We start from the raw sequence: 23,628 nt of genomic DNA, 5'->3' as shown, positions 1-23,628 counted from the left end.
CATGCCGGACGCCGCCGCACCCTGCGCTGCCGCAGAACCGGAGAACACCGCCGGGGGTGCCGCCGCCGCGCGTGCCGCGGCGGAGGAGGAGGCCGTCCTCTCGCACCCGGCCGTCGATCCGGACGCCACCGCCGCGTACGGCGACCACCCCGACCAGGTGATCGACTTCTACGCCCCGCGCGGGGCCCCGGCGGACCCCGGTCCCGTGCCGCTCGTCGTGGTCCTGCACGGCGGGGCCTGGCGGGCCCCGTACGACCGCCGCCACATCACCCCGTTCGCGGGCTTCCTCGCGGGCCGGGGCTTCGCCGTGGCCAACGTGGAGTACCGGCGCGGCGCCTCCTCCGGCTCTTCGGCCTCTTCAGCCTCCTCCGCCTCCTCCGCCTCCTCCGCCTCGTCCGTCGCGGACGGAGGCCAGGAGGGCGTGGCTCCGGTCGCGGGCCGCTGGCCGGAGACCTTCGACGACGTGGCGGCGGCGCTCGACGCGCTGCCCGCGCTCGTACGGGAGGCACTTCCGCGGGCGGACGTCCGGCGCACGGTGCTCACCGGCCACTCGGCGGGCGGCCAGCTGGCCCTGTGGGCGGCGGCGCGGCACGTCCTGCCCGCCGACGCGCCCTGGCGCACCGACCGCCCGGCCCTGCTGCGCGGTGTGGTCGCCCTCGCCCCGATCGCCGACTTCGAGGTCGCGGGGAAGCTGAACGTGTGCGGCCAAGCCGCGCTGCAACTCCTGGGCGGTCCGGCGGAGTTCGAGGCACGCAGGCCGTACGCCGACCCGTCCCTGCTGTTGCCGACCGGCATCGCGACGACGGTGGTGCAGGGGCGTGCGGACGTGGACGTCCCGTACGCCGTGGCGGAGTCCTACACGGAGGCGGCGGCGAAGGCCGGCGAGGTGGTGGGCCTGACCCTGCTGGAGGAGGTCGGCCACTTCCCGCTGATCGACCCGGCCGCGGACGCCTGCGCGGTGGTGGCGGAGGAGATCGCACAGCTGGCGTGGTGATCCGGGGAGACGGGAGCGCGTGAGGGCGGTCCCGGCGGTCCCGGTCGCTTCGGCCCGGCCGCTCGGGTCCTGTCATACCCGTAATACCTGAGAGCTACGGCCGAGAACAGCTCTGCGGCGGGACGCGAACGACGTTGCCGGGTCCGTAATTTCCCTTCCAGGCGAGCCCGGTGAGCGGGCCCGACGAAGGGGGACGCGGGCCATGGGGCTTGAGCGGACGAAGGGTGCGACCGCACCCCGCGAGGCGGCGAAGGGTGCGACTGCACCACGCGAGGCGGCGAAGGGTGTCACTGCACCCCGCGAGGCGGCGAAGGGCCGTCCGGCGCACCGGTGGCGTCGCGCATTCCTCGCCGTGCTCGTCATCACGGCGGTGGTCGTGCCGCTGTCGGCGGCGGCCCGTCCCTGGACCCCCGCCCCGGCCCCGGCGGTGCTCGCCGCTCCGACGCGGGCCACACTGGCCGCGGCCTACGCGGCCAACCGGGCCAACGCCGCACAGGCCTCCCGCATGGCCGCCGCCCACGGCGACCCGCACCGCGCGGCCGTCGAGCGGGAACTGGCATCGCCCTCCCGGCAGTTGCTCACCTTCGACGGGCGCGGCCCGGGCCGGGCCACCGAGGTCGTCGGCGACCTGGCGCACGCGGACCGCGTGGCGGTCCTGGTGCCCGGGTCCGACACCTCACTCGACACCTACGACCGTTTCCGGGCGGGCGCGCAGGCCCTGTTCCGCGAGCTGACCCGCCAGGCACCGCCCACCGCCCGCCCGGCGGTCGTCGCCTGGCTCGGCTACGAGACGCCGGGCACCGTCAGCACCACCGTCCTCACGACCGGCCGCGCCGAGCAGGCGGCCCCGCACCTGAGACAGCTGGTGCACGATCTGCGGGCGGTCGTCGGCGCGGCGCCCGGCCGGTCACCGCACCTCACGCTGGTGTGCCACTCCTACGGTTCGGTGGTCTGCGGCCGGGCCGCCGCCGGCCTGGCCGTGAGCGACATCGCCCTGATCGGCAGCCCCGGCACCGGCGCCGGCTCCGTGGCCGCGCTGCACACGCCGGCCCGCGTGTGGGCGGCCCGCGGCGCCGACGACTGGGTGGCACACGTACCGCACGTGCGGGCCGACCTGTTCGGCACGACCGTCGGCTTCGGCACCGACCCCATGGACCCGGCCTTCGGGGCCCGCGTCTTCCGCGCCGGAAAAGGCGGCCACAGCGCCTACTTCACCCCCGGGTCCCCGTCCCTGACCAACCTGGCCCGGATCGTCCTGGGCACCCCGAAGGAGCTGCGGTGACCGACCGAACCCGCGCCGCGCGGCAGGCGAGAGCCGTGCGCGTCCACGCACCCGCGCTCGCCCGGATACGGGCGGCGGCCCACCGCATCGACGCCGCGACCCCGTCCGGCAGGGACCGGTCGGTGGACGCGCTCCGGGCGTTCGCCATCCTCGGCGTGGTCCTGGGCCACTGGCTGGTGACGGCACTGGTCGCGGGCGCCCGCACCGGCTCCCACGCGACGCTGCACACCGCGAGTCCCCTGCACTTCATGCCCTGGCTGACTCCGGTCTCCTGGGTCTTCCAGACCCTCGCCGTGTTCTTCCTGGTCGGCGGCCATGTGGCCACGCGGAGCCACGCCGCGGCGCAGGCCCGTGGCACCACCTACCGGAGGTGGCTGCACGCCCGGCTGTCCCGCCTGTTCAAGCCGGCCGCCGCCGTACTGGCCCTGTGGACCACCGCTGCGGTCGCGCTCCTGCTGACCGGTGCGGACCCCGACACGGTCCGCACCCTCGTCAAGCTGGCCCTGTCGCCCATGTGGTTCCTCCTGGTCTTCGCCGCACTGACGGCCGCGACCCCGCTGCTGACCCGGCTCAATCCGCTGTGGCCGCTGGCCGTCGTCCTGCACGTGGACCTCCTTCGATTCGGGCTCGGCGCACCGGGCTGGCTCGGCTGGCTGAACCTGCCGGCCGGCTGGCTCGTGCCGTTCACCCTCGGCGCGGCCTGGACCCGCGGCGAACTGGACCGCCGCCGCGCGGGCTGGCTGCTGTTGACCGGCGGTGCGGCGGCGACGGCCGCGCTGGTCGCCTGGGCCGGGTACCCGGCGTCGATGGTCGGCGTCCCGGGGGAGGCGGTCTCCAACCTCGATCCGCCGACCCTGGCCGTCGTCACCTTCGGCCTGGCGCAGTGCGGCCTGGCCCTCCTGCTGCGGGACCGGCTCGCCCACGCGATGAGCCGTCCGTGGGCCTGGGCGGCGGTGGCCCTGGTCAACCTCTCCGCCATGACGATCTTCCTGTGGCATCAGACCGCACTGATGGCGACCACGGCCACAGGCCTCCTCGCGGGCCGCCTCCCCGGTCTGCACACCCTCCCCGACGGCTTGGGCTGGGTGGCGGCCCGCCTGGCCTGGCTGCCCGTCTTCGCCCTGGCCCTGGCCGTCTGCTGGGCGGCCTTCCGCGGCTTCGAACACGGCCCGCGCCGCCCCGTGAACCGGCCGTCCCGGGTGGTGCGGGTACACCGGGGCGAGCGCAGGGCGGCACAGCGAAGGCCACACGGTGTCTAGGGTGGGCAGCGTGCTCCGACGCCTCCGTACGACGCTCGGCGACCGCCCCTCGCCGCTGTCCCCGCCCCTGTCGAAGTACCGGTGGCTGCGGGGCCTGGCCTACCTCGTCGTCCTCTGGCTCGCCGTGTTCCTGCCGCTGGCCGGCGGCCAGGACATCGCCCACAACTACCGGCTCACCGCGCAAGTGGGCCTCGCCGCCGGACTCGCCCAGGCCACGGCGGTCGTCCTGGCGCTGTGGCGGCCGGTTCCCGCCTGGCTGCTGTCGCTGAGCGCCGTGGTGGTCACCGCGCTGCTCGGCCGTGACTCCCTCAGACTGGCCGGTCAGGGCCTGGCGCCCCCGGTCCCGGTTGCGCCCACCGGCCAGGTGCCGGGTGTGACGGACGGGCCGAGCTGGCCGTGGACCACACCGGAGATGGCGGTGCACATCGCCGTCCTGGTCCTGCTCGCACTGCGCGTGCCCGCCAGCCGCGCGGTCGCGGCCCTGCTGGTCACCGGCCTGGCGACATACGGCCTGGAAGGCGTCCTCGGCGCCGAGCGCTTCACCGGGACCGGGCTGGCCGCCTTCGCCCTGTTCGCGGTGGCCGTCCTCGTCGGCAGCGTGCTGCGCGGCCTGCGCGAGACGCGCACCCAGCTCGTCGAGCAGACGACGATCACGGCAGAGGAACGGGCCCGCCGCACCCTCCTGGAGGAACGCAGCCGCATAGCCCGGGAACTGCACGACGTGGTCGCCCACCACATGTCGGTCATCTCCATCCAGGCGCAGGTCGCCCCGCACCTGACGCAGGACCCGTCCGACGAGCTGAAGGAGAACCTGGCCGGCATCCGGCAGAACGCCCTGGAGGCGCTCGCCGAACTGCGCCGGGTCCTCGGCGTGCTGCGCTCCGCCCACCCCGACGACCCCCACGGGCTCGGCGAGTCCGGGACCGGTGCCGCGCCGCAGACACCGCAGCCCACCCTGGACCGCCTCGACGCCCTCGTGGAGAACACCCGCACGGCGGGGCTGGCCGTCACCATGGACGTCAAGGACACCCGGCAGACGTCGCAGCCGTACCCGCCGGGCGTGGAGCTGTCGGCGTACCGCATCGTGCAGGAGGCGCTGAGCAACGCCCTCAGGCACGCGCCGGGTTCGACGGTCCGGGTCGAGGTCACCCACGTCCCCGACGGCCTGTACCTGAGCGTCGTCAACTCCCGTCCATGGCGCCCGGTCCTGCCGTCCCCGGGTGCCGGACACGGCCTGCTCGGCATGCGGGAACGGGCGGGGATGCTGGGGGGCCACGTCACGGCGGCCAGGACCCTGCACGGCGGCTTCGCAATCTCCGCCTTCCTGCCGCGCGACGGCAAGGCCCCGCTCGCCGCCCCGCTCGCCGTCCCGGTCCCGCCGGGGGCTGCCGCCCTGCCCGTCGTCTACACCGACCCGGCCGCCCTGCCCGTCGTGTACCTCGAACCACCGGCCCCGCCCGCCACGGCCGAGGACACACCCGTCCCCGGCCCACAGCCTGCGACAGGAGAACAGACCCCATGAGCAGCGGCACCATCCGCGTCCTCATCGCCGACGACCAGCAGATGGTCCGGCAGGGCTTCACCGTGCTGCTCAACACCCAGCCGGACATCGAGGTGATCGGCCAGGCCGTGGACGGTCTCGACGCCGTCGCCAAGGTCACCGAACTGGTCCCCGACGTCGTCCTCATGGACATCCGCATGCCCGAGATGAGCGGTATCGAGGCCACCCGCCGCGTCACCGCGGGGACGCCCGGCACGAAGGTGCTGGTGCTGACCACGTTCGATCTCGACGAGTACGTGTACGAGGCGCTGTGCGCCGGAGCCTCCGGCTTCCTGCTGAAGGACGCCTCCGCCGATCAGCTGGCCGAGGCGGTCCGGGTGATCGCGGCCGGTGACGCCCTGCTGGCGCCGGGGATCACCCGCCGGCTGATCGCCGAGTTCTCCCGGATGAACGGCAGGCCCCGCACCCCCCTGAAGGCCCGCGTCGGTGTCCTCACCGAGCGGGAGACGGAGGTGCTCGCCCTGATCGCCCAGGGCCTGTCCAACGCGGAGATCGCCGAGCACCTCGTCGTCGCCGAGCAGACGGTGAAGACCCACGTCGGCCGCATCCTGGTGAAGCTGGGCCTGAGGGACCGCACCCAGGCGGCGGTGTTCGCCTACGAGTCGGGGTTGGTCCGTCCCTCGGGCTACTGACGTGCGTTCCGGCGCGGGCCGGGGCGTACCCGTAGTACCTGAGAGGGAGGCCGCAGGACCCCTCTCAAAGGGGACGACCGCGACCCGGGCCGGCGCCTACCGTTTTCATCGTGACCGAGACGACCCAGACGCAGACGGCGCCGGACGGCGCGTTCAGCCCGTACAAGCCCCGCAGCCCGAGTACCGGCTGGCGGCCAACGCGCTGCGCGGGCTGCGCGAGGACCTGTTCCACGGCGCCTCCGTGTACCGCCCGCTGCCTCCCATGAGCACCGAGGGCCCGCTGGTCGGCCGGCTGCCGGGCCGGATCCGGGAGTACGTCGCCTGGACGCCGCACGGCCTGGTGGCGGCCGTCGGCGTGCTGACCATGATCGCCGCCTGGCTGAGCGCCCAGGGCAGCCTGACCGCCCCGCTCTACGCGCTGGCGGTCCTGGCTCCGCCGCTGGTGACCCTGAGCCGTCCCGCCCTGGCCTTCTGGCTGGCCCTGGCCGCGACCGCGGGCACGTCGATCGTCTCCGGCAGCTGGGGCCTGTGGCCCTGGCAGCCCGAGAACTTCATCTCCTACCTGACCGTGCTCACGGTCGTGGCCATCCGCACCCGGCCGCGCACGGCGGTGTGGATGTGGCTGATCACCGCCCTCTACTGTTCCGCGGCCGAGGCCGTGCTCGGCTACCACTTCGACAACAACTCCGGACCGATGCTGCTGGTGTCGGCATTCGTCCTGCTGGGCGTCACCGTCTGGCACATACGCAGGGAGGCCGAGCAGACGGTCAGCGCCCAGCAGACGGTCACCGCGCACGAGCGCTCCCGCCGCACCCTGCTGGAGGAGCGCACCACCATCGCCCGCGAGCTGCACGACGTGGTGGCGCACCACATGTCCGTGGTCGCCATCCAGGCGGAGGCCGCCCCCTACCGGGTCCAGGACCCGCCGCCGGAGCTGGAGAAGGCGTTCGCCACGATCCGGGTGAACGCGGTGGCGGCCCTGACCGAGCTGCGCCGTGTCCTGGGCGTCGTCCGCGCCGAGGACTACGAGGCCCCGGAGGCCCCGCAGCCCACCCTCGCCGACCTGGACACGCTGCTGGCGAACGTGCGGGAGGCGGGCCTGAGCGTGGAGAAGGTGCGGACCGGCGCGGTGCGCGAACTCCCGCCGGGTGTGGAGCTGTCGGCGTACCGGATCGTCCAGGAGGCCCTGAGCAACAGTCTGCGGCACGCGCCGGGCGCGACGGCCCGCGTCGAGGTCTCCTACGTGCTGGGCGGTCTCGGTCTGCGGATCGTCAACGGTCCGATACCTGAGGCGTATTCGGTGAAGCCATCACCCGGCGCCGGGCACGGCATCACCGGAATGCGGGAGCGGGTGTCCATGCTGAACGGCGAGATGACGGCCGGCCCGGCGGACGGCGGCGGCTACGAGGTGGCGGTGTTCCTGCCGGTCACCGCACCGACCGAGGGCGACGCATGACCGACCGTACGATCCGCGTACTGATCGCGGACGACCAGATGATGGTGCGCGAGGGCTTCTCCGTCCTGCTCAACGCCATGCCGGACATCGAGGTCGTCGGCGAGGCGGTCAACGGCCGGGAGGCGGTCACGAAGGTCCGCGAGCTGACCCCGGACGTCGTCCTGATGGACATCCGCATGCCCGAGCTGAACGGCATCGAGGCGACCAGGGAGATCGTCGCCGGGGACGGCGCGTCGAAGGTGCTGGTGCTGACCACCTTCGACCTCGACGAGTACGTCTACCAGGCGTTGCGGGCGGGAGCGGCCGGGTTCCTCCTCAAGGACGCCTCGGCACGGCAACTCGCCGACGGCGTTCGGGTGGTGGCGGCCGGCGAGGCGCTGCTGGCCCCCTCGGTCACCCGGCGGCTCATCACGGAGTTCTCCCGGATGTCCGAGCCGCCGCGCCCGCCGTCCGGTGCGCAGTCGGCGTACGGGGACCTGACCGAGCGGGAGACGGAGGTGCTGGTCCTGATCGCGCAGGGCCTGTCGAACGCGGAGATGGCCGAGCGGCTGGTGGTCGCCGAGTCGACGATCAAGACCCATGTGAGCAGGGTCCTGGTGAAGCTGGGCCTGCGGGACCGTACGCAGGCGGCGGTGTTCGCCTACGAGGCGCGGCTGGTGAGACCGGGCTGACCGGTCAGCTCGCACCACACGTACTTGCCACGGTTGCCGAACCTGGAGAGAGGATGCCACCCCCACACGTCCGCACAGGCCCGGACCAGTCCGAGCCCCCGGCCGGCCTCGCCGTCGGCCAGGTCCGCCAACCGCTCGGGTGCGTCGGGTGGTTCGGGGTCCGCGTCCCACGCCCCGATCCGCAACACGGTGCCCGACCAGCGCACCCGCAGAGCGGCAGGGCCCTTGGTGTGCAGCACGGCGTTGGTGATCAGCTCCGTGGCGAGCAGTTCGGCGACGTCGACGAGGCGGATCAGCCCGTGCATGGTGAGGATCAGGCGGAGGGTGCGGCGGCTGATGGTGACGGCGCGTGGATCGTTGGGGATGTAGAGGGAGTACTCCCAGGGTTCGTTTCCGGGCATGCGTGGACTCCGTTTCGGTGAGGTGAGGAGAGAGGCGGCTTCCGGGCGGTGGCATTGCCGCACCCGCCATGGCAGGACGGAGCGGTGCGCTTCCGGCGTCCCGGGGTTTCGCAGAGTGCGCGTCGCGTCACCGACGGTATTTCCTAGTCTTAGGAAAGTGCAACCCGTTGCCGTATTCTGGCGCTCGAACGAGGGAAGCTCGCACAGGAGTTGAGGCAAGGAGGCCCGGGTGCCGCCGAAGAGGCATCTCACCGCTCGACGTGTGAGGCTGGGCGCTGAGCTGCGCAAACTGCGCGAGGCTACGGGCATGACGGCCCGGGAGGCCGCAGAGCTGCTGGAGGCCGACGCCGTCCAGATGAGCCAGATCGAGTCCGGCACCGTAGGCGTGAGCGCCAAACGCGTGCGCCGCCTGGCAGCCAACTACGCCTGCGCGGACTCGGCGCTGATCGAAGCTCTGGTCGCGATGGCGACCGACCGCACGAGGGGATGGTGGGAGGAGTACCGGGGCATCCTGCCCCCGGTGAACCTGGATGTCGCGGAGACGGAGCACCACGCAACGTACCTACGGGACATCGTCATCACCCGGGTCCCCGGGCTCCTTCAGACACCGGACTACGCCCGTGCAGTCTTCGCCTACATGAACCCTGGACTTCCCGAAGACGCCGTGGACGTCAAGGTGGAGTACCGGATGAGACGTCGTACCGCCATCGAGGGTGACGACCCCACTCCGTACGAGGCGATCATTCACGAGATGGCACTACGGCTCCGCGTTTCCGACCGCGCTGCTTCTCGTGCCCAACTCCATCAAATTCTGAGCCTCATTGAGCAGGGCAGCGCCACTGTGCGGGTCATCCCTACCGATCAGGACGGTTTCGCCGGTTCCGGGGCTTCCGTGATGTACGCCGGAGGCCCAGTGCCGCAGTTGGACACCGGGCTGCGGGACTCACCCGCCGGCGTCTCCTTCATTGATGGCAAAACTCGGCTGGACCAACTGCGAGCCCTGATCCGTAGGGTGGAGAGCGCGGCACTCGACCCAGTAGCGTCCCGTGACTTCATCCACTGCATGGCGAAGGAACTGCAATGAACTGGCGCAAGTCCACGTACTCCGATGGCGGCGAAGGCGACACCTGCGTCGAAATCGCCGCCCTCACCACCCGCATAGCCGTCCGCGACTCCAAGGCACCGGCCCGGGCCATGCTCTCCTTCCCCGCCCCCTCCTTCGCAGCGTTCGTCGAGGCCGTGAAGCGGCACCCCCGACCTAGGGGATGACCACCGGGAGAGGACCCTCCGACTGACGAAGGAGCCGTAATTCACTGGCGGAAGTCCAGCTACTCGGGCGGCGGCGAGGGCAATACCTGCGTCGAGATCGCTGCCCTCCCCACCCACATAGCAATCCGTGACTCCAAGGCCCCTGCCCGCGGCCTTCTCGCCTTCCCCGCCGCCTCCTTCGCAGCGTTCGTCGAGGCCGTGAAGCGGCACCCCCGGCCTGCCGGGTGACGTACCCGGAGGGGATCTCAGCGGTGGCTGGTCGCGATCGTCAGGAGGTCCGCCGCCGGGCCCACCAGTGACCGGCCGGCCGGCCACACCGCGCGCAGGGAGCGGCGCAGTTCCACGCCCTCGACGTGGACGGGGGCGAGGCGGCCGTCGGCGACGTCGGTCCGTACCGCCAGTTCGCTGATCACCGCCGGTCCGGTTCCGGCGATCACCGCGCCGCGTACGGCGGTCGCCGAGCCCAGTTCCAGGACCGGGCGGGCTTCTTCCGCGCCCGCCCGGCGCAGGGCCTGTTCCAGGGCGATCCGGGTGCCCGAACCCCGTTCGCGGACGACGAGGGGCGTGGCGGCCAGCTCGTACGTGGTCAGGGGGGAGCGGCGCCGGGCCCAGGGGTGGGTGGGCGCGACCACGACGAGCAGCCGGTCGGTGGCCACCGTCCTGCTGTGCAGGCCCCGCGGCACGCGCGGCGACTCGATGAACCCGATCTCGGCCTCACCGCCGTGCAGCAGTTCGGGAACGTGCTCGCTGTTGGTGACGTGAAGGCCGACGTGCAGATCGGGGTGGGTGGTGCAGAGTTCGCTGATCCACTCGGGGACCAGGTGCTCGGCCACGGTCATGCTCGCGGCGATCCTCAGCGTGGCGTCGAGCCGGCCGCGCTGCGCCTCGACGCTGGTCATCAACGCCGCCAGTTCGTCGAGGACGCGCTGGGCCCGCCCGGCGACCACCTGCCCGTCGGCCGTCAGCCGGGAGCCGCGCCGGGTGCGGTCGACCAGGGGCAGGCCCAGTCTGCGTTCCAGCGCCGACAGCCGCTTGCTGGCGGACGGCTGGGTGATGCCCAGCTCCCCGGCGGCCCGGCCGAGACTGCCCAGCTCTCCGACGAGCACCAGCAGCCGCAGCGACTCGACGTCCGGGGGAGCATTCATGGTCTCAGCATACGGACGGAACGGGTCCCAGTCAGTGAGCCTGGTCATGCCCCACGGCTATGACCTCCCCCTGAACAGTGGGCTACCGGCCTGGTCAGGGGCTGTCCACAGTGAAGATCATGAAAGACGTCAAGTGCGCGCCGGGGTTGCTGCTCGCCGTTGCCGTGGCCGGGGCCGCGACCGTGGTGGGCGGTTGGTTGCCCGTCGTCGGAGGTCCGGTCTCCGGCGTGGTCATCGGCGTGCTGGTGGCAGCGGTGCGGCGGCCGGGCGAGCGGTTGCGGCCGGGGATCGCCACCGCGAGCCGGTTCGTCCTGCAACTCGCGGTGGTCATCCTCGGGTGCCAGCTCTCGCTGGCGCGGGTCGTGGAGGCCGGGGCCGGTTCGCTGCCGGTCATGGTGGGTTCGCTCGCCGCCTGCCTGGGGGCCGCGTACCTGGTGGGCCGCAGGCTGGGCATCGGCGGTGACCTGCGGACCCTCATCGGGGTGGGCACCGGGATCTGCGGCGCGTCCGCCATCGCGGCGGTCACCCCGGTGATCGGGGCGGCCAGTGCCGAGGTCGCCTACGCGATCTCGACGATCTTCCTGTTCAACATCTCGGCGGTGCTCCTCTTCCCGTTCCTCGGCCATCTGCTGGGTATGAGCCAGCACGCCTTCGGGCTGTTCGCGGGCACCGCGGTCAACGACATGTCCTCGGTGGTCGCCTCGGCCACCACCTATGGTGACGAGGCCGGCCAGTACGCGGTCGTCGTCAAGCTGACCCGGACGCTGCTCATCATCCCCGTCTGCCTGGGACTGGCCGCGCTGGCCAGGCGCCGCGCCGCGGTCCCGGCCGCGGCTCACCCTGCGCAGAGGACCAGTGGTGCCCCGCGCCCGAACGTCTTCGCCCTCGTACCCTGGTTCCTCGTCGGCTTCCTGCTGACCGCCCTGGCCAACACCGTCGGACTCGTACCGGACGCGGCGCACCACGGCCTGAACACGCTCTCCGTCTTCCTCATCACGGTGGCCCTCTCCGCGATCGGCCTGTCGACCGACCTCGGCGGCCTGCGCCGCGCCGGTCCCCGGCCCCTGATCCTGGGCGCCGTCCTGTGGGGCGTGGTGACGGTCACCTCCCTCGCCCTGCAGTTCGTCACCGCCTCCTGGTGAGCCGTCGTGCGTCTCCCGTACGGGGGTGGGCACGGGCCGGCGGGACGTCCTATCGTCCGTCCATGACGGCTGCATCCGACCTCGCGTTCGACCCGTGGGACCCGGCGTTCGTCGCCGACCCGTACCCCGCCTACGCCGAGCTGCGCGCCCGGGGCCGGGTGTTCCACTACGAGCCCAGCGACCAGTGGCTGGTCCCGCACCACGCGGACGTGTCGGCGCTGCTGCGGGACAGGCGGCTGGGCCGGACCTACCAGCACCGGTTCACGCACGAGGACTTCGGCCGCACCCCGCCCCCGCCGGAGCACGAGCCGTTCCACGTCCTCAACGACCACGGGATGCTCGACCTGGAACCGCCGGACCACACCAGGATCCGGCGCCTGGTGTCGAAGGCGTTCACCCCGCGCACGGTGGAGCGCCTGAGGCCCTACGTCCACCGGCTGGCGGACGAACTCGTCGCCGCGCTCGTGCACGCGGGCGGCGGCGACCTGCTGGCCGACGTGGCCGAGCCGCTGCCGGTCGCCGTGATCGCGGAGATGCTGGGCATCCCGGAGCGGGACCGGGACCTGTTGCGTCCCTGGTCGGCGGCGATCTGCGGGATGTACGAGCTGAACCCGTCCGAACAGACGGCGGTGCGGGCGGTACGGGCGTCGGTGGAGTTCTCGCAGTACCTCCGGGAACTGATCGCGGCCCGCCGCGCCGAGCCGGGCGAGGACCTGATCTCCGGGCTGATCGCGGCCCACGACGCGGGCGACCGGCTCACGGAACAGGAGATGATCTCCACGGCCGTCCTGCTCCTCAACGCCGGTCACGAGGCCACGGTGAACGCGACGGCCAACGGCTGGTGGGCTCTGTTCCGCAACCCCGACCAGCTGGCGGCGGTGCGCGCGGACCACTCCCTGGTCCCGTCCGCCGTCGAGGAACTGATGCGCTACGACACGCCGTTGCAGCTCTTCGAGCGGTGGGTGCTGGACGAGATCGAGATCGACGGCACGACGATCCCGAGGGGAGCGGAGATCGCCCTGCTCTTCGGCTCGGCCAACCACGACCCGGAGGTGTTCAGCGCGCCCGACCGCCTGGACCTCACCCGGCGCGACAATCCCCACATCTCCTTCAGCGCGGGCATCCACTACTGCATCGGCGCCCCCCTGGCCCGCATCGAGCTGGCCGCTTCCATGACGGCTCTCCTGGAACAGGCCCCGGCCCTGCGCCTGACGGCGGAACCGCGGCGCAGACCGAACTTCGTGATGCGCGGCCTGGAGGGGCTGAGCGTGGAGGTGGGGTGATCACCCGATCGGCTGATCACGGCGAGGAGCCCCCGCGCCGGTGATCGAACGCCCGCCAAGCTGGTGTGCGCCTGCGAGAGATCACGTCGTACGACCCGGACACCCACAGCCGCGACCGGGTGGAGAAGCCCCGGGCCTACGGTGAGGCGGGCATCCCGGTCTACCTGCTGGTCGACCGTGACAGCCGCTCGGTCCTTGTGCACTCCGAGCCGGACTTCCACCGCGGGTACCGGACGATTCACATGGTTGCGCTCGGCGACAAGGCCGTCCTCCCCGCTCCCGTCGGTATCGAACTCGACACCGAGGATCTGAAGCAGTACATGGACTGACGCACCCGCCCTCAGCCGGTCAGATCCCGCCGCCGGCCCCCCGCCAGCCCCCCGCCCACCAGCACCGCCGCCACCCCCAGCAGCACCGCCACCGGGCCCCACCCCAGTTCGCCGCCCGGCAGCTTCGGCAGGTGGCCGTAGGGGGAGAGGTCCAGCACCGTGCGGGGCAGGTCCAGTGCCGGGCCGATCCAGCCGACGAGCAGGACCGCGCCGGCCACCCCCCACGCCGCCACGGCACCGCGGGGAAGCAGGCCGTGGAGGAGGACGGCGACGCCGCCGACCACCCACACCGCCGCCACCTGCACGAGACAGGCGCCCAGGACCGGGCCGGTCTGCCTGCCGTAACCGGCCGCGAGGCCGAGTCCGGCCAGCAGCATGAGCAGGACCGAGCCGCCGAAGGCGATCACCAGGTGCCCGGCGGCCCACCGCACCCGGCCCACCGCGGCCGCCAGCACCGGCTCGGCACGCCCCGAGCCCTCCTCGCCGCTCAGCCGCAGCACGGCCGAGACGACGTAGAGCGCGGCGACCAGGCCCAGGATCTGGGTCATCGAGGCGAGGAAGGCGTCGGTGAGGCCGGACCGGCCGCCCATCCGCTGGAAGATCTCCCGGGTCCGCTCGTTGTCGCCGACCAGTTCCGCCGCGCCGTCCGCCATTGCGCCGAAGACGACTCCGGCCAGCAGGAAGCCGGTACCCCAGCCGAGCAGGGAGCCCCGTTGCAGGCGCCAGGCCAGCGCGCCCGCGGTGCCCAGCCTGCCCCGGGCGGGCCCAGGCCGGGTGGGCAGGAAGCTCATGCCGAGGTCACGGCGGCCGGCCAGCAGGTGGGCGAGGCGGGCCAGTCCGGCCGTCGCGGCGGCGAACAGGCCCAGCACCCACCAGCGTTCACCGGCGAAGGGCCGCAGGTTCTCCAGCCACCCGAGCGGGGAGAGCCAGGTCAGCACCGACGCACCACCCCCGGCGCCCCCGGCCCCCGAGCCGGTCGTCGCGTCGCCCGCCGCGCGCAGTGCGAAGGCCGCCCCGAGGACGGCCGCGGTCAGAGCGCGGGCCGCCCGGGCGCTCTCCGTCAGCTGGGCCATGACGGCGGCCGTCGTGGCGAAGACCGCGCCGACGCCCGCCACGCCGAGGCCGAGCGCCAGCGCTCCCGCCGCGCCCTGCCCGGCGAGGCCCGCGGTGATCAGCAGGGCCACGGCGCCGTTCGCGACGGCGGCCGTCAGCAGCGCCGCGGTGAGGGGCGCGCGGCGGCCGACCGCCCCGGACACGACCAGTTCCTGCCGTCCGCTCTCCTCCTCGTCCCGGGTGTGCCGGACGACGACGAGCAGGCCGGTGACGGCGGCCACTGCTCCCGCGTACACGCCGACCCGCCAGGCCGTCAGCGCGCCCAGCGAGTCACCGGAAACGGGCCCGATCAAGGCGCGCAGCGAGGGGTTCGCGGCCAGCTGCCGCACCAGGCCGGCCCGGTCGGCGGGGGTGGGGTACAGGCTCTGGAGGGTGTGCGGCATGGAGAGGACCATCAGCGCGTTCACGGCGACCCAGAGGGGGATCAGCACGCGGTCGCGGCGCAGTGCCAGGCGCAGCAGGACCGCGGTGCCGGCGCGTGCCGCCGCGAGGGGGGCGGCGCTCATCGCGTCACCTGCGCCGGTTCGGCGGTGTAGTGCCGCAGGAAGAGTTCCTCCAGGGTCGGCGGCGTCGACGTCAGCGACCGGACGCCCGACTCGCTCAGCGAGCGCAGCACCTCGTTCAGCTTGTCGGTGTCCACCTGGAGGCGGACCCGGTGGCCCTGTACGTCGAGGCCGTGGACGCCGGGCAGGCGGGCCAGCCCGTTCGGCGGGCCGGCGAGTTCGGCACAGACGGTGGTGCGCGTCAGGTGGCGCAGGTCGGCGAGGGATCCGCTCTCGACCGTACGGCCGGCCCGGACGATGCTCACCCTGTCACACAGATGTTCGACCTCGCTGAGGATGTGGGAGGAGAGCAGGACCGTGCGGCCCCGGTCGCGTGCTTCTCTGACGCAGCGCTGGAAGACCCCCTCCATCAGCGGGTCGAGGCCGGAGGTCGGCTCGTCCAGGATCAGCAGGTCCACGTCGGAGGCGAACGCGGCGACGAGGGCGACCTTCTGCCGGTTGCCCTTGGAGTAGGTGCGGCCCTTTTTCGTCGGGTCCAGTTCGAAGCGTTCCACGAGTTCCGCGCGGCGCCGCTCGTCGAGGCCTCCGCGCAGCCTGCCGTACAGGTCGATGACCTCACCGCCGGAGAGGTTGCGCCACAGGGTCACGTCCCCGGGTACGTAGGCGATGCGGCGGTGCGCCCGGACCGCGTCGGCCCACGGGTCGCGGCCCAGCACGCGCGCGGTGCCGGAGTCGGCGCGCAGCAGGCCGAGCAGGACGCGGAGGGTGGTGGACTTCCCGGCGCCGTTGGGGCCGAGAAAGCCGTGCACCTCGCCGGTGGCGACGGTCAGGTCGAGGCCGTTCAGCGCGGGGGTCCGGCCGAACGCCTTGTGGAGTGCGGACACCTCGACGGCGGGGCCGGCCGCCCGGTGGTGGGCGCCGTGGGCTTTCGTCATGCTTCGGAAACTACGCTTAGTTCAGAAAATTGTGAAGTTAAGGAAACGTATAAACTCGGAGGTCCGCAGCGCCAGGGGAGATGAAGCAGCGATGGCCGACGAGACGCCGGAGAACCGTGACCCCGAGGCGGTCTCGAAGTTCGTGGAGGGCTTCGCGGCGCAACTGGCCGAGGCCGGCCTGCCCCGCATGCCCGCCCGCGTCTTCGCCGCGCTGCTCGCCTCCGACAGCGGCACCCTCACCTCCGCCGAGCTGGGCGAGCGGCTGCGGATCAGTCCCGCCGCCGTCTCCGGTGCGGTGCGCTATCTGGCGCAGGTGCACATGGTCTCGCGGGAGCGCGAGCCCGGCTCGCGCCGCGAGCGCTACCGCGTGCGCGCCGACCAGTGGTACGAGGCGCTCACCAGCCGCGAGGCGGTCATCAAGCGCTGGGAGCACGCGCTGCGCGAGGGTGTCGACAGCCTCGGCGCCACCACCCCCGCCGGCCGGCGGCTGGCCGAGACCCTGGCCTTCTTCGAGTTCATCGACGGCGAGATCGCCGCGATGATGGACCGCTGGCGCGCTCATCGGGAACGGTTGTTCGGGTGATCGCAAGCGCGGGATCGATTGCGTAGCCGATCGGATGCTCTGAGTGAAAAGCCGGCTCGCATCCGAGGGACGGCGCATCATGACGTTGATGACGAGCGCCCGGTGATGAGCGGTACGGAGCCCCCCAGCAGTTTCGAGGGCATGTCGGAGCTCCTCGACGTGCCCGCCGCTCCACCGGCAACCGGCTCGACGGTGGGGCCTTGTCCTTCGTCGCCGAGCTGACCCCCCGTCCACTCGGGAGGACGACCTGACCGACAAGGCCGGCGTCCACAGCAGGGCGGGCGTTCCCGTCTACCTTCTCCTCGACATGCAGGAAGAGCGATCGACCGTCTTCCGGTCGCCGTCGCCCCACGGGTACCAGGGGCGCGTCACCAAGTCGTTCGGCGAGAAGTCGTACATCCCGGAGCCCTTCGGCTGCACGCTCGACGCCGACGGCTTCCAGCCGCCGCAGACTCAGGCCTGAGCCGGCACCACCAGCCCCCAGGCCCCCTCCCGCACCGTCCACGTCCGGGTCCGCACCGGGCCGGAGACCACCGCGTCCGCGCGGTAGCGGAAGTGGGCACCCGAGACGGTCACCGCGCGGCCCTCGGCCAGCAGGGGGGAGGCCTCCGCGCCGGGACCCGACAGCGGCCGGACCTCCACCTCGGCGAGGCCGCGGGCGCCCGGGACGACCGACACCGCCTCCACCGGCTGGTCCAGGTCCACCACGGCCACCCCGTCGACCTCCACGCGGAGCCGGGAGGGGGCGGGGACGGTGTCGGCCGCCGTCCGGGGCGGGCGGGCCACCAGCGTCCGTACGAGCGACTGGCAGGTCCGCAGCCAGTCGCGGCCCGCGCCCGCGCCCGCCGCCGCCCCCGCGCCGAGCGCCGGCGCATCCGCCGGAGCCTCCCGCAGCCCGAGGGGCGGGATGTGCAGTGCGCCCAGCACCACCCCGTCGCTGTCGTCGGCGAGCAGGTCGAGGCGGCGTACGGCACCGTCGAGCACCGCCCGCGCCGCCGCCACCGTCCCCGTCGGCACGCCCAGCGAGCGGGCCAGGTGCACGACACCCCCGACCGGCACGACCGACAGCACACATCCGGCCAGCTCCCGCCGCTGGTGCAGCACGGTCACCGCCCGCAGCAGCGCGCGGTCGTCACCGACCACCACCGGCCGCCGGGAGCCGCGCCGCGCCAGCGCGCGGGCGAATTCCTCCGGTCCGTCCGGCAGGCACACCTTCGTGGCGGCACCCGCGCTGAGCACGTCTTTCGCGATCCGTACGGACTCCCCGTCGGTCCGCCGGGCGACCGGGTCGATGACCACGAGCAGCGGATCGGACGTCGGATAGGTCGCCACCTCGGTCCTGCCTCGCTTCCTCGGGTAGCATCTTTGTGCAAGAGCCCCTTGCGCTATTGCGCCAGGGGCTTCGTCTATTCCGGGGCATCCGGTCCGACGGTTGCGCGGCCGAAGACGGTCGCACGGTGCACGCGGCGGTGAACCCGCGTACGCCCCTGACCTTGGACATGCCCCGCCCGGAAGGGGTGTACGCGCGTGCCCGCACTTGTGCTGCTCGGTGCTCAGTGGGGTGACGAGGGCAAGGGAAAGGCCACCGACCTGCTCGGTGGCTCCGTGGACTATGTGGTGCGTTACCAGGGCGGCAACAATGCCGGCCACACGGTCGTCGTCGGCGACCAGAAGTACGCACTGCACCTCCTCCCTTCCGGAATCCTGTCGCCCGGTTGTACGCCCGTCATCGGAAACGGCGTCGTCGTCGACCCGTCGGTCCTGCTCTCCGAGCTGAGCGGTCTGAACGAGCGCGGCGTTGACACGTCGAAGCTCCTGATCAGCGGAAACGCGCACATCATCACGCCGTACAACGTGACCGTCGACAAGGTGACGGAACGCTTCCTCGGCAAGCGCAAGATCGGCACCACCGGCCGTGGCATCGGCCCGACCTACGCCGACAAGATCAACCGCGTCGGCATCCGGGTCCAGGACCTGTACGACCAGTCGATCCTGACCCAGAAGGTCGAGGCGGCCCTCGACGCCAAGAACCAGATCCTCACCAAGCTCTACAACCGGCGCGCGATCGCCGTGGACCAGGTGGTCGAGGAGCTGCTGGGCTACGCGGAGCAGATCAAGCCGTACGTCGCCGACACGGTGCTGGTCCTCAACCAGGCGCTGGAGGACGACAAGGTGGTCCTCTTCGAGGGCGGCCAGGGCACGCTGCTGGACATCGACCACGGCACGTACCCCTTCGTCACCTCCTCCAACCCGACGGCGGGCGGCGCCTGCACCGGCGCCGGCGTCGGCCCGACGAAGATCAGCCGGGTCATCGGCATCCTCAAGGCCTACACGACCCGCGTCGGCTCCGGCCCGTTCCCGACCGAGCTGCTCGACGAGGACGGCGAGGCGCTGCGCCGCATCGGCGGCGAACGCGGTGTGACCACCGGCCGCGACCGCCGCTGCGGCTGGTTCGACGCGGTGATCGCCCGCTACGCCACCCGCGTCAACGGCCTCACCGACTTCTTCCTCACCAAGCTCGACGTCCTCACCGGCTGGGAGCGGATCCCGGTCTGCGTCGCCTACGAGATCGACGGCAAGCGCGTCGAGGAGCTGCCCTACTCCCAGACCGACTTCCACCACGCGAAGCCGGTGTACGAGTACCTCCCCGGCTGGCAGGAGGACATCACGAAGGCCAAGACCTTCGCCGACCTCCCGAAGAACGCCCAGGCCTACGTCAAGGCCCTGGAGGAGATGTCCGGCGCCCCGATCTCCGCGATCGGCGTGGGCCCGGGCCGGGACGAGACGATCGAGATCAACTCGTTCATCTGACCGCCCGCCCGGCCGTTCCTCCGGCCGTTCCCCCTGCGGCGGCCGTCGTCCTCGTGCGACGGCCGCCGCAGGCGCGAGGGCGTCGGCGCGCGGGCGTCGGCACGAAGTCCTAGCTGAAGACGATCATCGCCCCCTGCGCCAGGCTCCGCGTCGCCGCCGCGTGCAGGCCCAGCCAGACGTGGCGTTCGCGGGCGAAGGGGCTCGGGTCGTAGGGGGCCGGGGCCGCGGGCTGTTCGAGTTCCGTGGGGCCCGGCGGCGGGGCCGGGGGCGCCGGGGGGTTGGCCGGGTCGATGCCGAGGGACGGGGCGACGTGCTCCAGTTCGCGCAGCAGCGCCTGGGAGGAGCCCAGCGGGCCGCCGCCGGCGAGGAGTTCGTCGTTGGACAGGGGGTGCGGGAAGTCCACGGGGACGTAGGCGCCCGCGTGGTCGTAGTGCCAGACCAGGTGGGACTGCTGGGCCGTCGACTCGAACATCTCCAGCAACTGCTCGTAGTCACCGCCCAGTTCGTCGACCGGCGCGAGCGGCAGGCCGCAGAGCTGGAGCAGGTGGGCGCGGCGCAGGAAGTGCAGCGCGTCGTAGTCGAAGCCGGCCACCGGCGCGACGTCCCCCGACAGGCCCGGCATGTACTGGTACACCGGCACCGGCGGGAACCCGTTCTCCGCGAGCGCCTTGTTGTACTGCGCGAGTTCCTCGGCGAACGGGTTGTCGGGGGTGTGGCACAACACGTCGACGAGCGGTACCAGCCACAGGTCGCAGGCCAAAGAGGGCTCCTCACTCAGCGCTCGGGCGGTGCGCGGCGCTCGGGTGCCGCACAGCGGTCAGGGAAGCGTAGTCGGTGCGGCGAGGGTCTGTTCGGTTCGTGCCGGAAGGCTTCGTTCGTGCAGGTCCCATACCCACACCCCGCCGGTCCACTTCCCGGGGCGGCCCACCAGCCGGGTGACGGCCGTGCGCAGGGCGCCGTCGTTGGGCTGCGGGGCGAGGACGAGGACGCCCGCGTGCCAGTACGCGAAGTCCTGCCGGGCCTGGGCCCGCCGGTCGCCGTCGATGGCGGGGACGACCCCCGTGTAGCGCACGTCGCGCAGCAGGTCGGACGTGTTGCGCGGGGAGGCGCCGTAGATGCCGATGCGGTCCGGGCCCCAGGGGCCGTTGAAGTAGCCGCCGGGCAGCTTGAAGCCGAGGTGGGCGACGGTCTGCCAGTGCAGGGCCTCGGCCGCGCCCGGGTCGGGCACGGGCACCGGGACGAGGGTCTCGCCGTCGTGGACGTACGGCTTCCACATCCCGGCCGCGATGAACTCCGGCACCGGAACGCGGTCCACCGCCTTCAGCGGGGCGGGCACCAGCGGCAGCAGGGCCAGGGCGACGGCCAGCAGGCCCGTGTAGGAGGTGCCCGGGCTGCGGCTCTTCGCCAGGCGGGCCAGCGCGAGGGCGAGCAGCATGCCCAGCGCGGGCGCGCAGATCATCGCCACCCTGCCCTCGATGACCGACTCGAACAGCGGCAGCCGGGCGAGCAGCGCCCACGGGCCGGGGTAGACCCGGTCGGTCAGCGGCAGGCGGATCTTCTGCCCCAGGGACAGCACCGCCGCGCCGGCCACCGTCACCGCCAGCGCCTTGACGAGGGCGTGCTCCCAGAGCCGTACGACGATGCCGAGGGCGAGCAGGAGCAGGGGCCAGCCGTAGAAGGCGTTCTGCTCGGTGGGGTTCAGGGACAGGGCGCCGGCCCGCTGCGCGTCCCCCGCGAACAGGGAGCGCTCGGCGAAGGCGAGCAGCGCGAGTGGGCTGTTGCCCGCGTTGTCGCCGTGCAGCACGCTGCCGTAGCTCTGCGCGCCCGCGAACTGCCAGTACAGCGGGTAGGCGACGAGCGGCAGGCACACCGCGGCGCCGATCAGCAGCCCCCGCAGCAGCGGCCGCCAGGCCGCCTTCGCCACGTCCCGGCGCACCAGCGCGTACGCGGCGGCGAACAGCACCAGGCCGAGCGAGGCGAGCAGCAGCGGCTCCTCGCCGAGGAAGACCTGGTACGCCGTCAGCAGCCCGAGCACGATGCCGTCGCGCCGCACCCGCACGCCCTCGCCCAGGCGCAGCACCCGGTCGATGATCAGCGGGATCACGAACAGGATCACGAAGTTGGGGTGGGCGTTGGCGTGGCTGACCATCGGCGGGGCGAAGGCGGCCAGCGCCGCGCCGGTGAAGGCCGCGCCGCGGTGGCGTACGACGCGCCTGACGATCAGCCAGTACCAGGTGGCCGCGGTCGCGGCCAGGCCCAGCGTCATGCACAGGCTGAGCGCGACGGCGGGGCCGAACGCCAGCGTGACGGGCGCGAAGGGCGCGGACAGGCCCAGCATGACCGTGTTGGCCATGAGGTTCACGCCGTCCGGGAAGCCCTGGAGGTCGGTGAAGAGCGGGTTGTGGAGGTGGGCGACGCTGTCGGCGGCGACCGCGAAGAACCACTCCCACTGGTTCTGGTCCTGCATGGAGTCGGGCAGGTAGCGGTGGGCGGGGTCGAAGAAGCGGCCGGAGTACAGCGCCACCGCCATCAGCAGGAACGCGGCGCCGGCCAGCAGGTCGGCGGGGCGCGCCGAGCGGGCCTTGAGCCGGGCCAGTTCGGCGAGGACACGGCCGTAGTCCAGCGGGCCGACCTTGGAGCCGGAGCGGTGCGACCAGCGGACCGGGACCTCGGCGACGGGCCGGCCGGCGCGGTGGAAGTGCTGGAGGACCTCGACGTCGATGCCCCAGCCGTTGAGCCGGGAGGCGGCGAAGGCGCTGCGCGCGCTGTCCCCGTCGAAGAGTTTGAAGCCGCACTGGGTGTCGCGGATGCCGGGCACGGCGACCCGGCGTATGAGGAGGTTCCCGGCGCGGCCCAGCAGTTCGCGCACCCGGTGCTGGTGGCTGCCGATCGAGGCGCCGGGCACCGCGCGGGAGCCGATCGCGGCGGCTTCGCCCTCGCCGATCGCCTCGTCGAGCCGGTCCAGTTCCTCGATGGGGGTGGCGAGGTCGGCGTCGGTGACCAGGACGCGCCGGCCGCGGGTGGCCAGCACGCCCAGGCGCAGGGCGTGGCCCTTGCCGCGGTTGCGGTCGGCGGCGACGAGCCGGATCCGCCGGTCGTGGCGGGCGGTGACGAGGGCACCGGTGCCGTCGGTGGAGCCGTCGTCGGCGACGACGACCTCCCAGGCGCCGAAGCGGGCCTCGTTCTCGTCCAGGTAGGCGGCGACGGCGTCCAGAGTGGGGCCGAGCCGGCGCTCCTCGTTGTAGGCGGGGATGACGACCGACAGCGCGACCGGCGCTCCGGGCGGTTCGGCGGCGGACGGGCCGGCGGCGGGCACGGCGGCGTCGTCGCTCATGCGCCGGCCAGCCGGTCGACCAGGGCGAGGGAGTGCGCGTGGTAGGCGGCGACGATCGCGCGGGCCGCGGCGGTGTCACGGCCGGCCAGCGCGTCGACGAGTTCGGTGTGGCCGGTCCACAGCAGGCCGCGCAGGTCGCCCAGGCGGCGCAGCGGCTGCACCGCGCACACCCAGGACTGCACGCGTATTCGGTGCAGGAAGTCGGCGAGGTAGGGGTTGCCGAACAGACCGCTCAGCTCGCGCCAGAACCGCAGGTCGTAGCCGATCAGCACGGTCAGGTCGCCTGCGGTGGCGGCCCGCTGGGCCTCCTCGCCGCGCCGGCGCACCCCGGCGAGCGCGGCCGTCAGGCGCGCCTCCCAGAGGTCGTGCGGGGGGCGCGGATCGTGCGGGAGGTGCGGGGGGTGCGGCTCGTGCGGGGGGCGCAGGGCGGGCAGGGGGGCCCGGCCGTCGAGGAGGGCCTGGAACATGCCGTCGGTGACCAGGCCGCGGGCCTCGATCATCTCCCGGTGGTCGGCCGTCGAGTACTCCCGCACCCGGAAACCGCGGTGCTGGTCGGACTCCAGCAGGCCCTGCGCGGACAGGTCGACGAGCGCTTCGCGCACCGGGGTGGCGGACACCCCGTACTGCTCGGCGATCTCCTTCACCGTGAACTCCTGCCCCGGCTGGAGCCGCCCGGCCAGCACCTCGTCCCGGAGCGCGTCCGCGATCTGCTGCCGCAGGGTGTTGCGGGTCACGGCGCCGGTGCCGCTGATGCCGGCCATGGTCGGGGCGTCTCCCTTGCGCGTGCGGTGGCGTACTCGCCCGTGTGTCCTGCCCGTCCACGGACGTGGACGCCCACCGGGTGTGCGTCCACGTCCGTGTACGTCTACAAGCACGCCACCTTACGCGTTCGGGTTCCCCCGGCCGCCCGGTGAACCGGGCGGCC

General features: G+C 73.0%; 23 protein-coding genes and 1 pseudogene. 16 read left to right on the top strand and 8 right to left on the bottom strand.

From position 1 onward, the window contains the following. Nucleotide 1 precedes the first annotated feature (1 nt). The 7 genes from ACFC02_RS07735 to ACFC02_RS07705 all read left to right on the top strand — a co-directional run bounded on the left by ACFC02_RS07735 (nt 2) and on the right by ACFC02_RS07705 (nt 7,855). A complete protein-coding gene (locus ACFC02_RS07735) occupies nt 2–994 on the top strand; it encodes an alpha/beta hydrolase family protein (protein ID WP_376353641.1) in 993 nt (330 codons plus the stop codon). 376 nt (nt 995–1,370) lie between these two features. Next, nucleotides 1,371–2,276 carry an alpha/beta hydrolase gene (locus tag ACFC02_RS07730; RefSeq protein ID WP_376353729.1) on the top strand — a complete coding sequence of 302 codons (906 nt, stop codon included), beginning with the start codon at nt 1,371–1,373 and terminating at the stop codon, nt 2,274–2,276. Between the two features lie 35 nt (nt 2,277–2,311). After that, nucleotides 2,312–3,535, top strand: coding sequence for an acyltransferase (locus ACFC02_RS07725; protein WP_376353726.1), 1,224 nt, complete (start codon nt 2,312–2,314; stop codon nt 3,533–3,535). 10 nt (nt 3,536–3,545) lie between these two features. Next, nucleotides 3,546–5,057, top strand: a complete 1,512-nt coding sequence (locus tag ACFC02_RS07720; RefSeq protein WP_376353639.1) for a sensor histidine kinase — start codon at nt 3,546–3,548, stop codon at nt 5,055–5,057. Next, nucleotides 5,054–5,728, top strand: a complete 675-nt coding sequence (locus tag ACFC02_RS07715) for a response regulator transcription factor (protein ID WP_360971292.1) — start codon at nt 5,054–5,056, stop codon at nt 5,726–5,728. The genes ACFC02_RS07720 and ACFC02_RS07715 overlap by 4 nt, the downstream gene beginning before the upstream one ends. A gap of 262 nt (nt 5,729–5,990) precedes the next feature. Beyond that, nucleotides 5,991–7,184 carry a sensor histidine kinase gene (locus tag ACFC02_RS07710; RefSeq protein WP_376353634.1) on the top strand — a complete coding sequence of 398 codons (1,194 nt, stop codon included), beginning with the start codon at nt 5,991–5,993 and terminating at the stop codon, nt 7,182–7,184. Then, entirely contained in the window at nt 7,181–7,855 is a 675-nt protein-coding gene (locus ACFC02_RS07705; RefSeq protein ID WP_376353631.1) for a response regulator, read from the top strand. The genes ACFC02_RS07710 and ACFC02_RS07705 overlap by 4 nt, the downstream gene beginning before the upstream one ends. Here the strand turns inward: ACFC02_RS07705 and ACFC02_RS07700 are convergent. Then, nucleotides 7,825–8,256 (bottom strand): ATP-binding protein, encoded by a 432-nt coding sequence (locus ACFC02_RS07700; protein WP_376353628.1) that lies wholly within the window; start codon nt 8,254–8,256, stop codon nt 7,825–7,827. The genes ACFC02_RS07705 and ACFC02_RS07700 overlap by 31 nt on opposite strands. 229 nt (nt 8,257–8,485) lie before the next feature. Here ACFC02_RS07700 and ACFC02_RS07695 point away from each other — a divergent pair, with 229 nt between their 5' ends. Genes ACFC02_RS07695 through ACFC02_RS07685 form a run of 3 tightly spaced genes read left to right on the top strand, consistent with a single transcriptional unit; the run spans nt 8,486 to nt 9,753 of the window. Continuing rightward, nucleotides 8,486–9,340 carry a helix-turn-helix domain-containing protein gene (locus tag ACFC02_RS07695; protein ID WP_376353625.1) on the top strand — a complete coding sequence of 285 codons (855 nt, stop codon included), beginning with the start codon at nt 8,486–8,488 and terminating at the stop codon, nt 9,338–9,340. Continuing rightward, nucleotides 9,337–9,525 carry a DUF397 domain-containing protein gene (locus ACFC02_RS07690; protein ID WP_376353622.1) on the top strand — a complete coding sequence of 63 codons (189 nt, stop codon included), beginning with the start codon at nt 9,337–9,339 and terminating at the stop codon, nt 9,523–9,525. Before ACFC02_RS07695 ends, ACFC02_RS07690 begins: the two co-directional genes overlap by 4 nt. A 39-nt stretch (nt 9,526–9,564) precedes the next feature. After that, nucleotides 9,565–9,753 carry a DUF397 domain-containing protein gene (locus tag ACFC02_RS07685; protein ID WP_376353723.1) on the top strand — a complete coding sequence of 63 codons (189 nt, stop codon included), beginning with the start codon at nt 9,565–9,567 and terminating at the stop codon, nt 9,751–9,753. A gap of 17 nt (nt 9,754–9,770) precedes the next feature. On the opposite strand, the gene ACFC02_RS07680 is transcribed toward ACFC02_RS07685, so the two are convergent. Further along, nucleotides 9,771–10,670: a LysR family transcriptional regulator gene (locus ACFC02_RS07680; protein WP_376353620.1), complete on the bottom strand. Its 900-nt coding sequence runs from the start codon at nt 10,668–10,670 to the stop codon at nt 9,771–9,773. 119 nt (nt 10,671–10,789) lie between these two features. On the opposite strand from ACFC02_RS07680, the gene ACFC02_RS07675 reads away from it, so the two are divergent. The 3 genes and pseudogenes from ACFC02_RS07675 to ACFC02_RS07665 form a co-directional block, all read left to right on the top strand. Then, nucleotides 10,790–11,812 carry a YeiH family protein gene (locus ACFC02_RS07675; RefSeq protein ID WP_376353617.1) on the top strand — a complete coding sequence of 341 codons (1,023 nt, stop codon included), beginning with the start codon at nt 10,790–10,792 and terminating at the stop codon, nt 11,810–11,812. Nucleotides 11,813–11,874: 62 nt separating this feature from the next. Continuing rightward, complete coding sequence (locus tag ACFC02_RS07670; protein WP_376353614.1) at nt 11,875–13,095, top strand: cytochrome P450; 1,221 nt, start codon at nt 11,875–11,877, stop codon at nt 13,093–13,095. A 77-nt stretch (nt 13,096–13,172) separates the two neighbouring features. Beyond that, nucleotides 13,173–13,424: pseudogene (locus ACFC02_RS07665) on the top strand (Uma2 family endonuclease); the annotation flags it as partial. 11 nt (nt 13,425–13,435) lie between these two features. Here ACFC02_RS07665 and ACFC02_RS07660 read toward each other — a convergent pair. Continuing rightward, nucleotides 13,436–15,043 carry an ABC transporter permease gene (locus tag ACFC02_RS07660; protein WP_376353611.1) on the bottom strand — a complete coding sequence of 536 codons (1,608 nt, stop codon included), beginning with the start codon at nt 15,041–15,043 and terminating at the stop codon, nt 13,436–13,438. Further along, nucleotides 15,040–15,975 (bottom strand): ATP-binding cassette domain-containing protein, encoded by a 936-nt coding sequence (locus ACFC02_RS07655; protein ID WP_376353608.1) that lies wholly within the window; start codon nt 15,973–15,975, stop codon nt 15,040–15,042. Before ACFC02_RS07655 ends, ACFC02_RS07660 begins: the two co-directional genes overlap by 4 nt. Nucleotides 15,976–16,066: 91 nt before the next feature. On the opposite strand from ACFC02_RS07655, the gene ACFC02_RS07650 reads away from it, so the two are divergent. Both ACFC02_RS07650 and ACFC02_RS07645 read left to right on the top strand, forming a co-directional pair. Next, nucleotides 16,067–16,558 carry a GbsR/MarR family transcriptional regulator gene (locus tag ACFC02_RS07650; protein ID WP_376353605.1) on the top strand — a complete coding sequence of 164 codons (492 nt, stop codon included), beginning with the start codon at nt 16,067–16,069 and terminating at the stop codon, nt 16,556–16,558. Nucleotides 16,559–16,805: 247 nt separating this feature from the next. After that, nucleotides 16,806–17,021: a Uma2 family endonuclease gene (locus tag ACFC02_RS07645; protein ID WP_376353721.1), complete on the top strand. Its 216-nt coding sequence runs from the start codon at nt 16,806–16,808 to the stop codon at nt 17,019–17,021. Here ACFC02_RS07645 and ACFC02_RS07640 read toward each other — a convergent pair. Beyond that, a complete protein-coding gene (locus ACFC02_RS07640; protein WP_376353602.1) occupies nt 17,012–17,890 on the bottom strand; it encodes a diacylglycerol kinase family protein in 879 nt (292 codons plus the stop codon). The two genes, ACFC02_RS07645 and ACFC02_RS07640, sit on opposite strands and share 10 nt — an antisense overlap. Nucleotides 17,891–18,085: 195 nt before the next feature. Here ACFC02_RS07640 and ACFC02_RS07635 point away from each other — a divergent pair, with 195 nt between their 5' ends. Continuing rightward, on the top strand, nt 18,086–19,369 hold the full coding sequence (locus ACFC02_RS07635) for an adenylosuccinate synthase (RefSeq protein WP_360971263.1): 1,284 nt from the start codon (nt 18,086–18,088) through the stop codon (nt 19,367–19,369). A gap of 109 nt (nt 19,370–19,478) precedes the next feature. On the opposite strand, the gene ACFC02_RS07630 is transcribed toward ACFC02_RS07635, so the two are convergent. The 3 genes from ACFC02_RS07630 to ACFC02_RS07620 are packed head-to-tail and all read right to left on the bottom strand — an operon-like array spanning nt 19,479 to nt 23,464. Further along, nucleotides 19,479–20,129, bottom strand: a complete 651-nt coding sequence (locus tag ACFC02_RS07630; RefSeq protein WP_376353598.1) for a hypothetical protein — start codon at nt 20,127–20,129, stop codon at nt 19,479–19,481. 57 nt (nt 20,130–20,186) lie between these two features. Next, entirely contained in the window at nt 20,187–22,703 is a 2,517-nt protein-coding gene (locus ACFC02_RS07625) for a glycosyltransferase (protein ID WP_376353595.1), read from the bottom strand. Next, nucleotides 22,700–23,464 (bottom strand): GntR family transcriptional regulator, encoded by a 765-nt coding sequence (locus ACFC02_RS07620; RefSeq protein WP_376353593.1) that lies wholly within the window; start codon nt 23,462–23,464, stop codon nt 22,700–22,702. The genes ACFC02_RS07625 and ACFC02_RS07620 overlap by 4 nt, the downstream gene beginning before the upstream one ends. Nucleotides 23,465–23,628: the final 164 nt, after the last annotated feature.

It is taken from the genome of Streptomyces sp. NPDC056160 (assembly GCF_042268205.1).
Classification (GTDB): domain Bacteria; phylum Actinomycetota; class Actinomycetes; order Streptomycetales; family Streptomycetaceae; genus Streptomyces.
Note: the sequence above shows the minus strand (reverse complement) of the source record. Positions and strands in the feature narration are given on the sequence as shown.

Coding starts and splice junctions, on each gene's coding strand:
- ACFC02_RS07735 (WP_376353641.1), top strand. CDS start 2: ATGCCGGACGCCGCCGCACCCTGCGCTGCCGCAGAACCGGAGAACACC.
- ACFC02_RS07715 (WP_360971292.1), top strand. CDS start 5,054: ATGAGCAGCGGCACCATCCGCGTCCTCATCGCCGACGACCAGCAGATG.
- ACFC02_RS07710 (WP_376353634.1), top strand. CDS start 5,991: ATGAGCACCGAGGGCCCGCTGGTCGGCCGGCTGCCGGGCCGGATCCGG.
- ACFC02_RS07705 (WP_376353631.1), top strand. CDS start 7,181: ATGACCGACCGTACGATCCGCGTACTGATCGCGGACGACCAGATGATG.
- ACFC02_RS07700 (WP_376353628.1), bottom strand. CDS start 8,256: ATGCCCGGAAACGAACCCTGGGAGTACTCCCTCTACATCCCCAACGAT.
- ACFC02_RS07690 (WP_376353622.1), top strand. CDS start 9,337: ATGAACTGGCGCAAGTCCACGTACTCCGATGGCGGCGAAGGCGACACC.
- ACFC02_RS07680 (WP_376353620.1), bottom strand. CDS start 10,670: ATGAATGCTCCCCCGGACGTCGAGTCGCTGCGGCTGCTGGTGCTCGTC.
- ACFC02_RS07675 (WP_376353617.1), top strand. CDS start 10,790: ATGAAAGACGTCAAGTGCGCGCCGGGGTTGCTGCTCGCCGTTGCCGTG.
- ACFC02_RS07670 (WP_376353614.1), top strand. CDS start 11,875: ATGACGGCTGCATCCGACCTCGCGTTCGACCCGTGGGACCCGGCGTTC.
- ACFC02_RS07660 (WP_376353611.1), bottom strand. CDS start 15,043: ATGAGCGCCGCCCCCCTCGCGGCGGCACGCGCCGGCACCGCGGTCCTG.
- ACFC02_RS07655 (WP_376353608.1), bottom strand. CDS start 15,975: ATGACGAAAGCCCACGGCGCCCACCACCGGGCGGCCGGCCCCGCCGTC.
- ACFC02_RS07650 (WP_376353605.1), top strand. CDS start 16,067: ATGGCCGACGAGACGCCGGAGAACCGTGACCCCGAGGCGGTCTCGAAG.
- ACFC02_RS07625 (WP_376353595.1), bottom strand. CDS start 22,703: ATGAGCGACGACGCCGCCGTGCCCGCCGCCGGCCCGTCCGCCGCCGAA.
- ACFC02_RS07620 (WP_376353593.1), bottom strand. CDS start 23,464: ATGGCCGGCATCAGCGGCACCGGCGCCGTGACCCGCAACACCCTGCGG.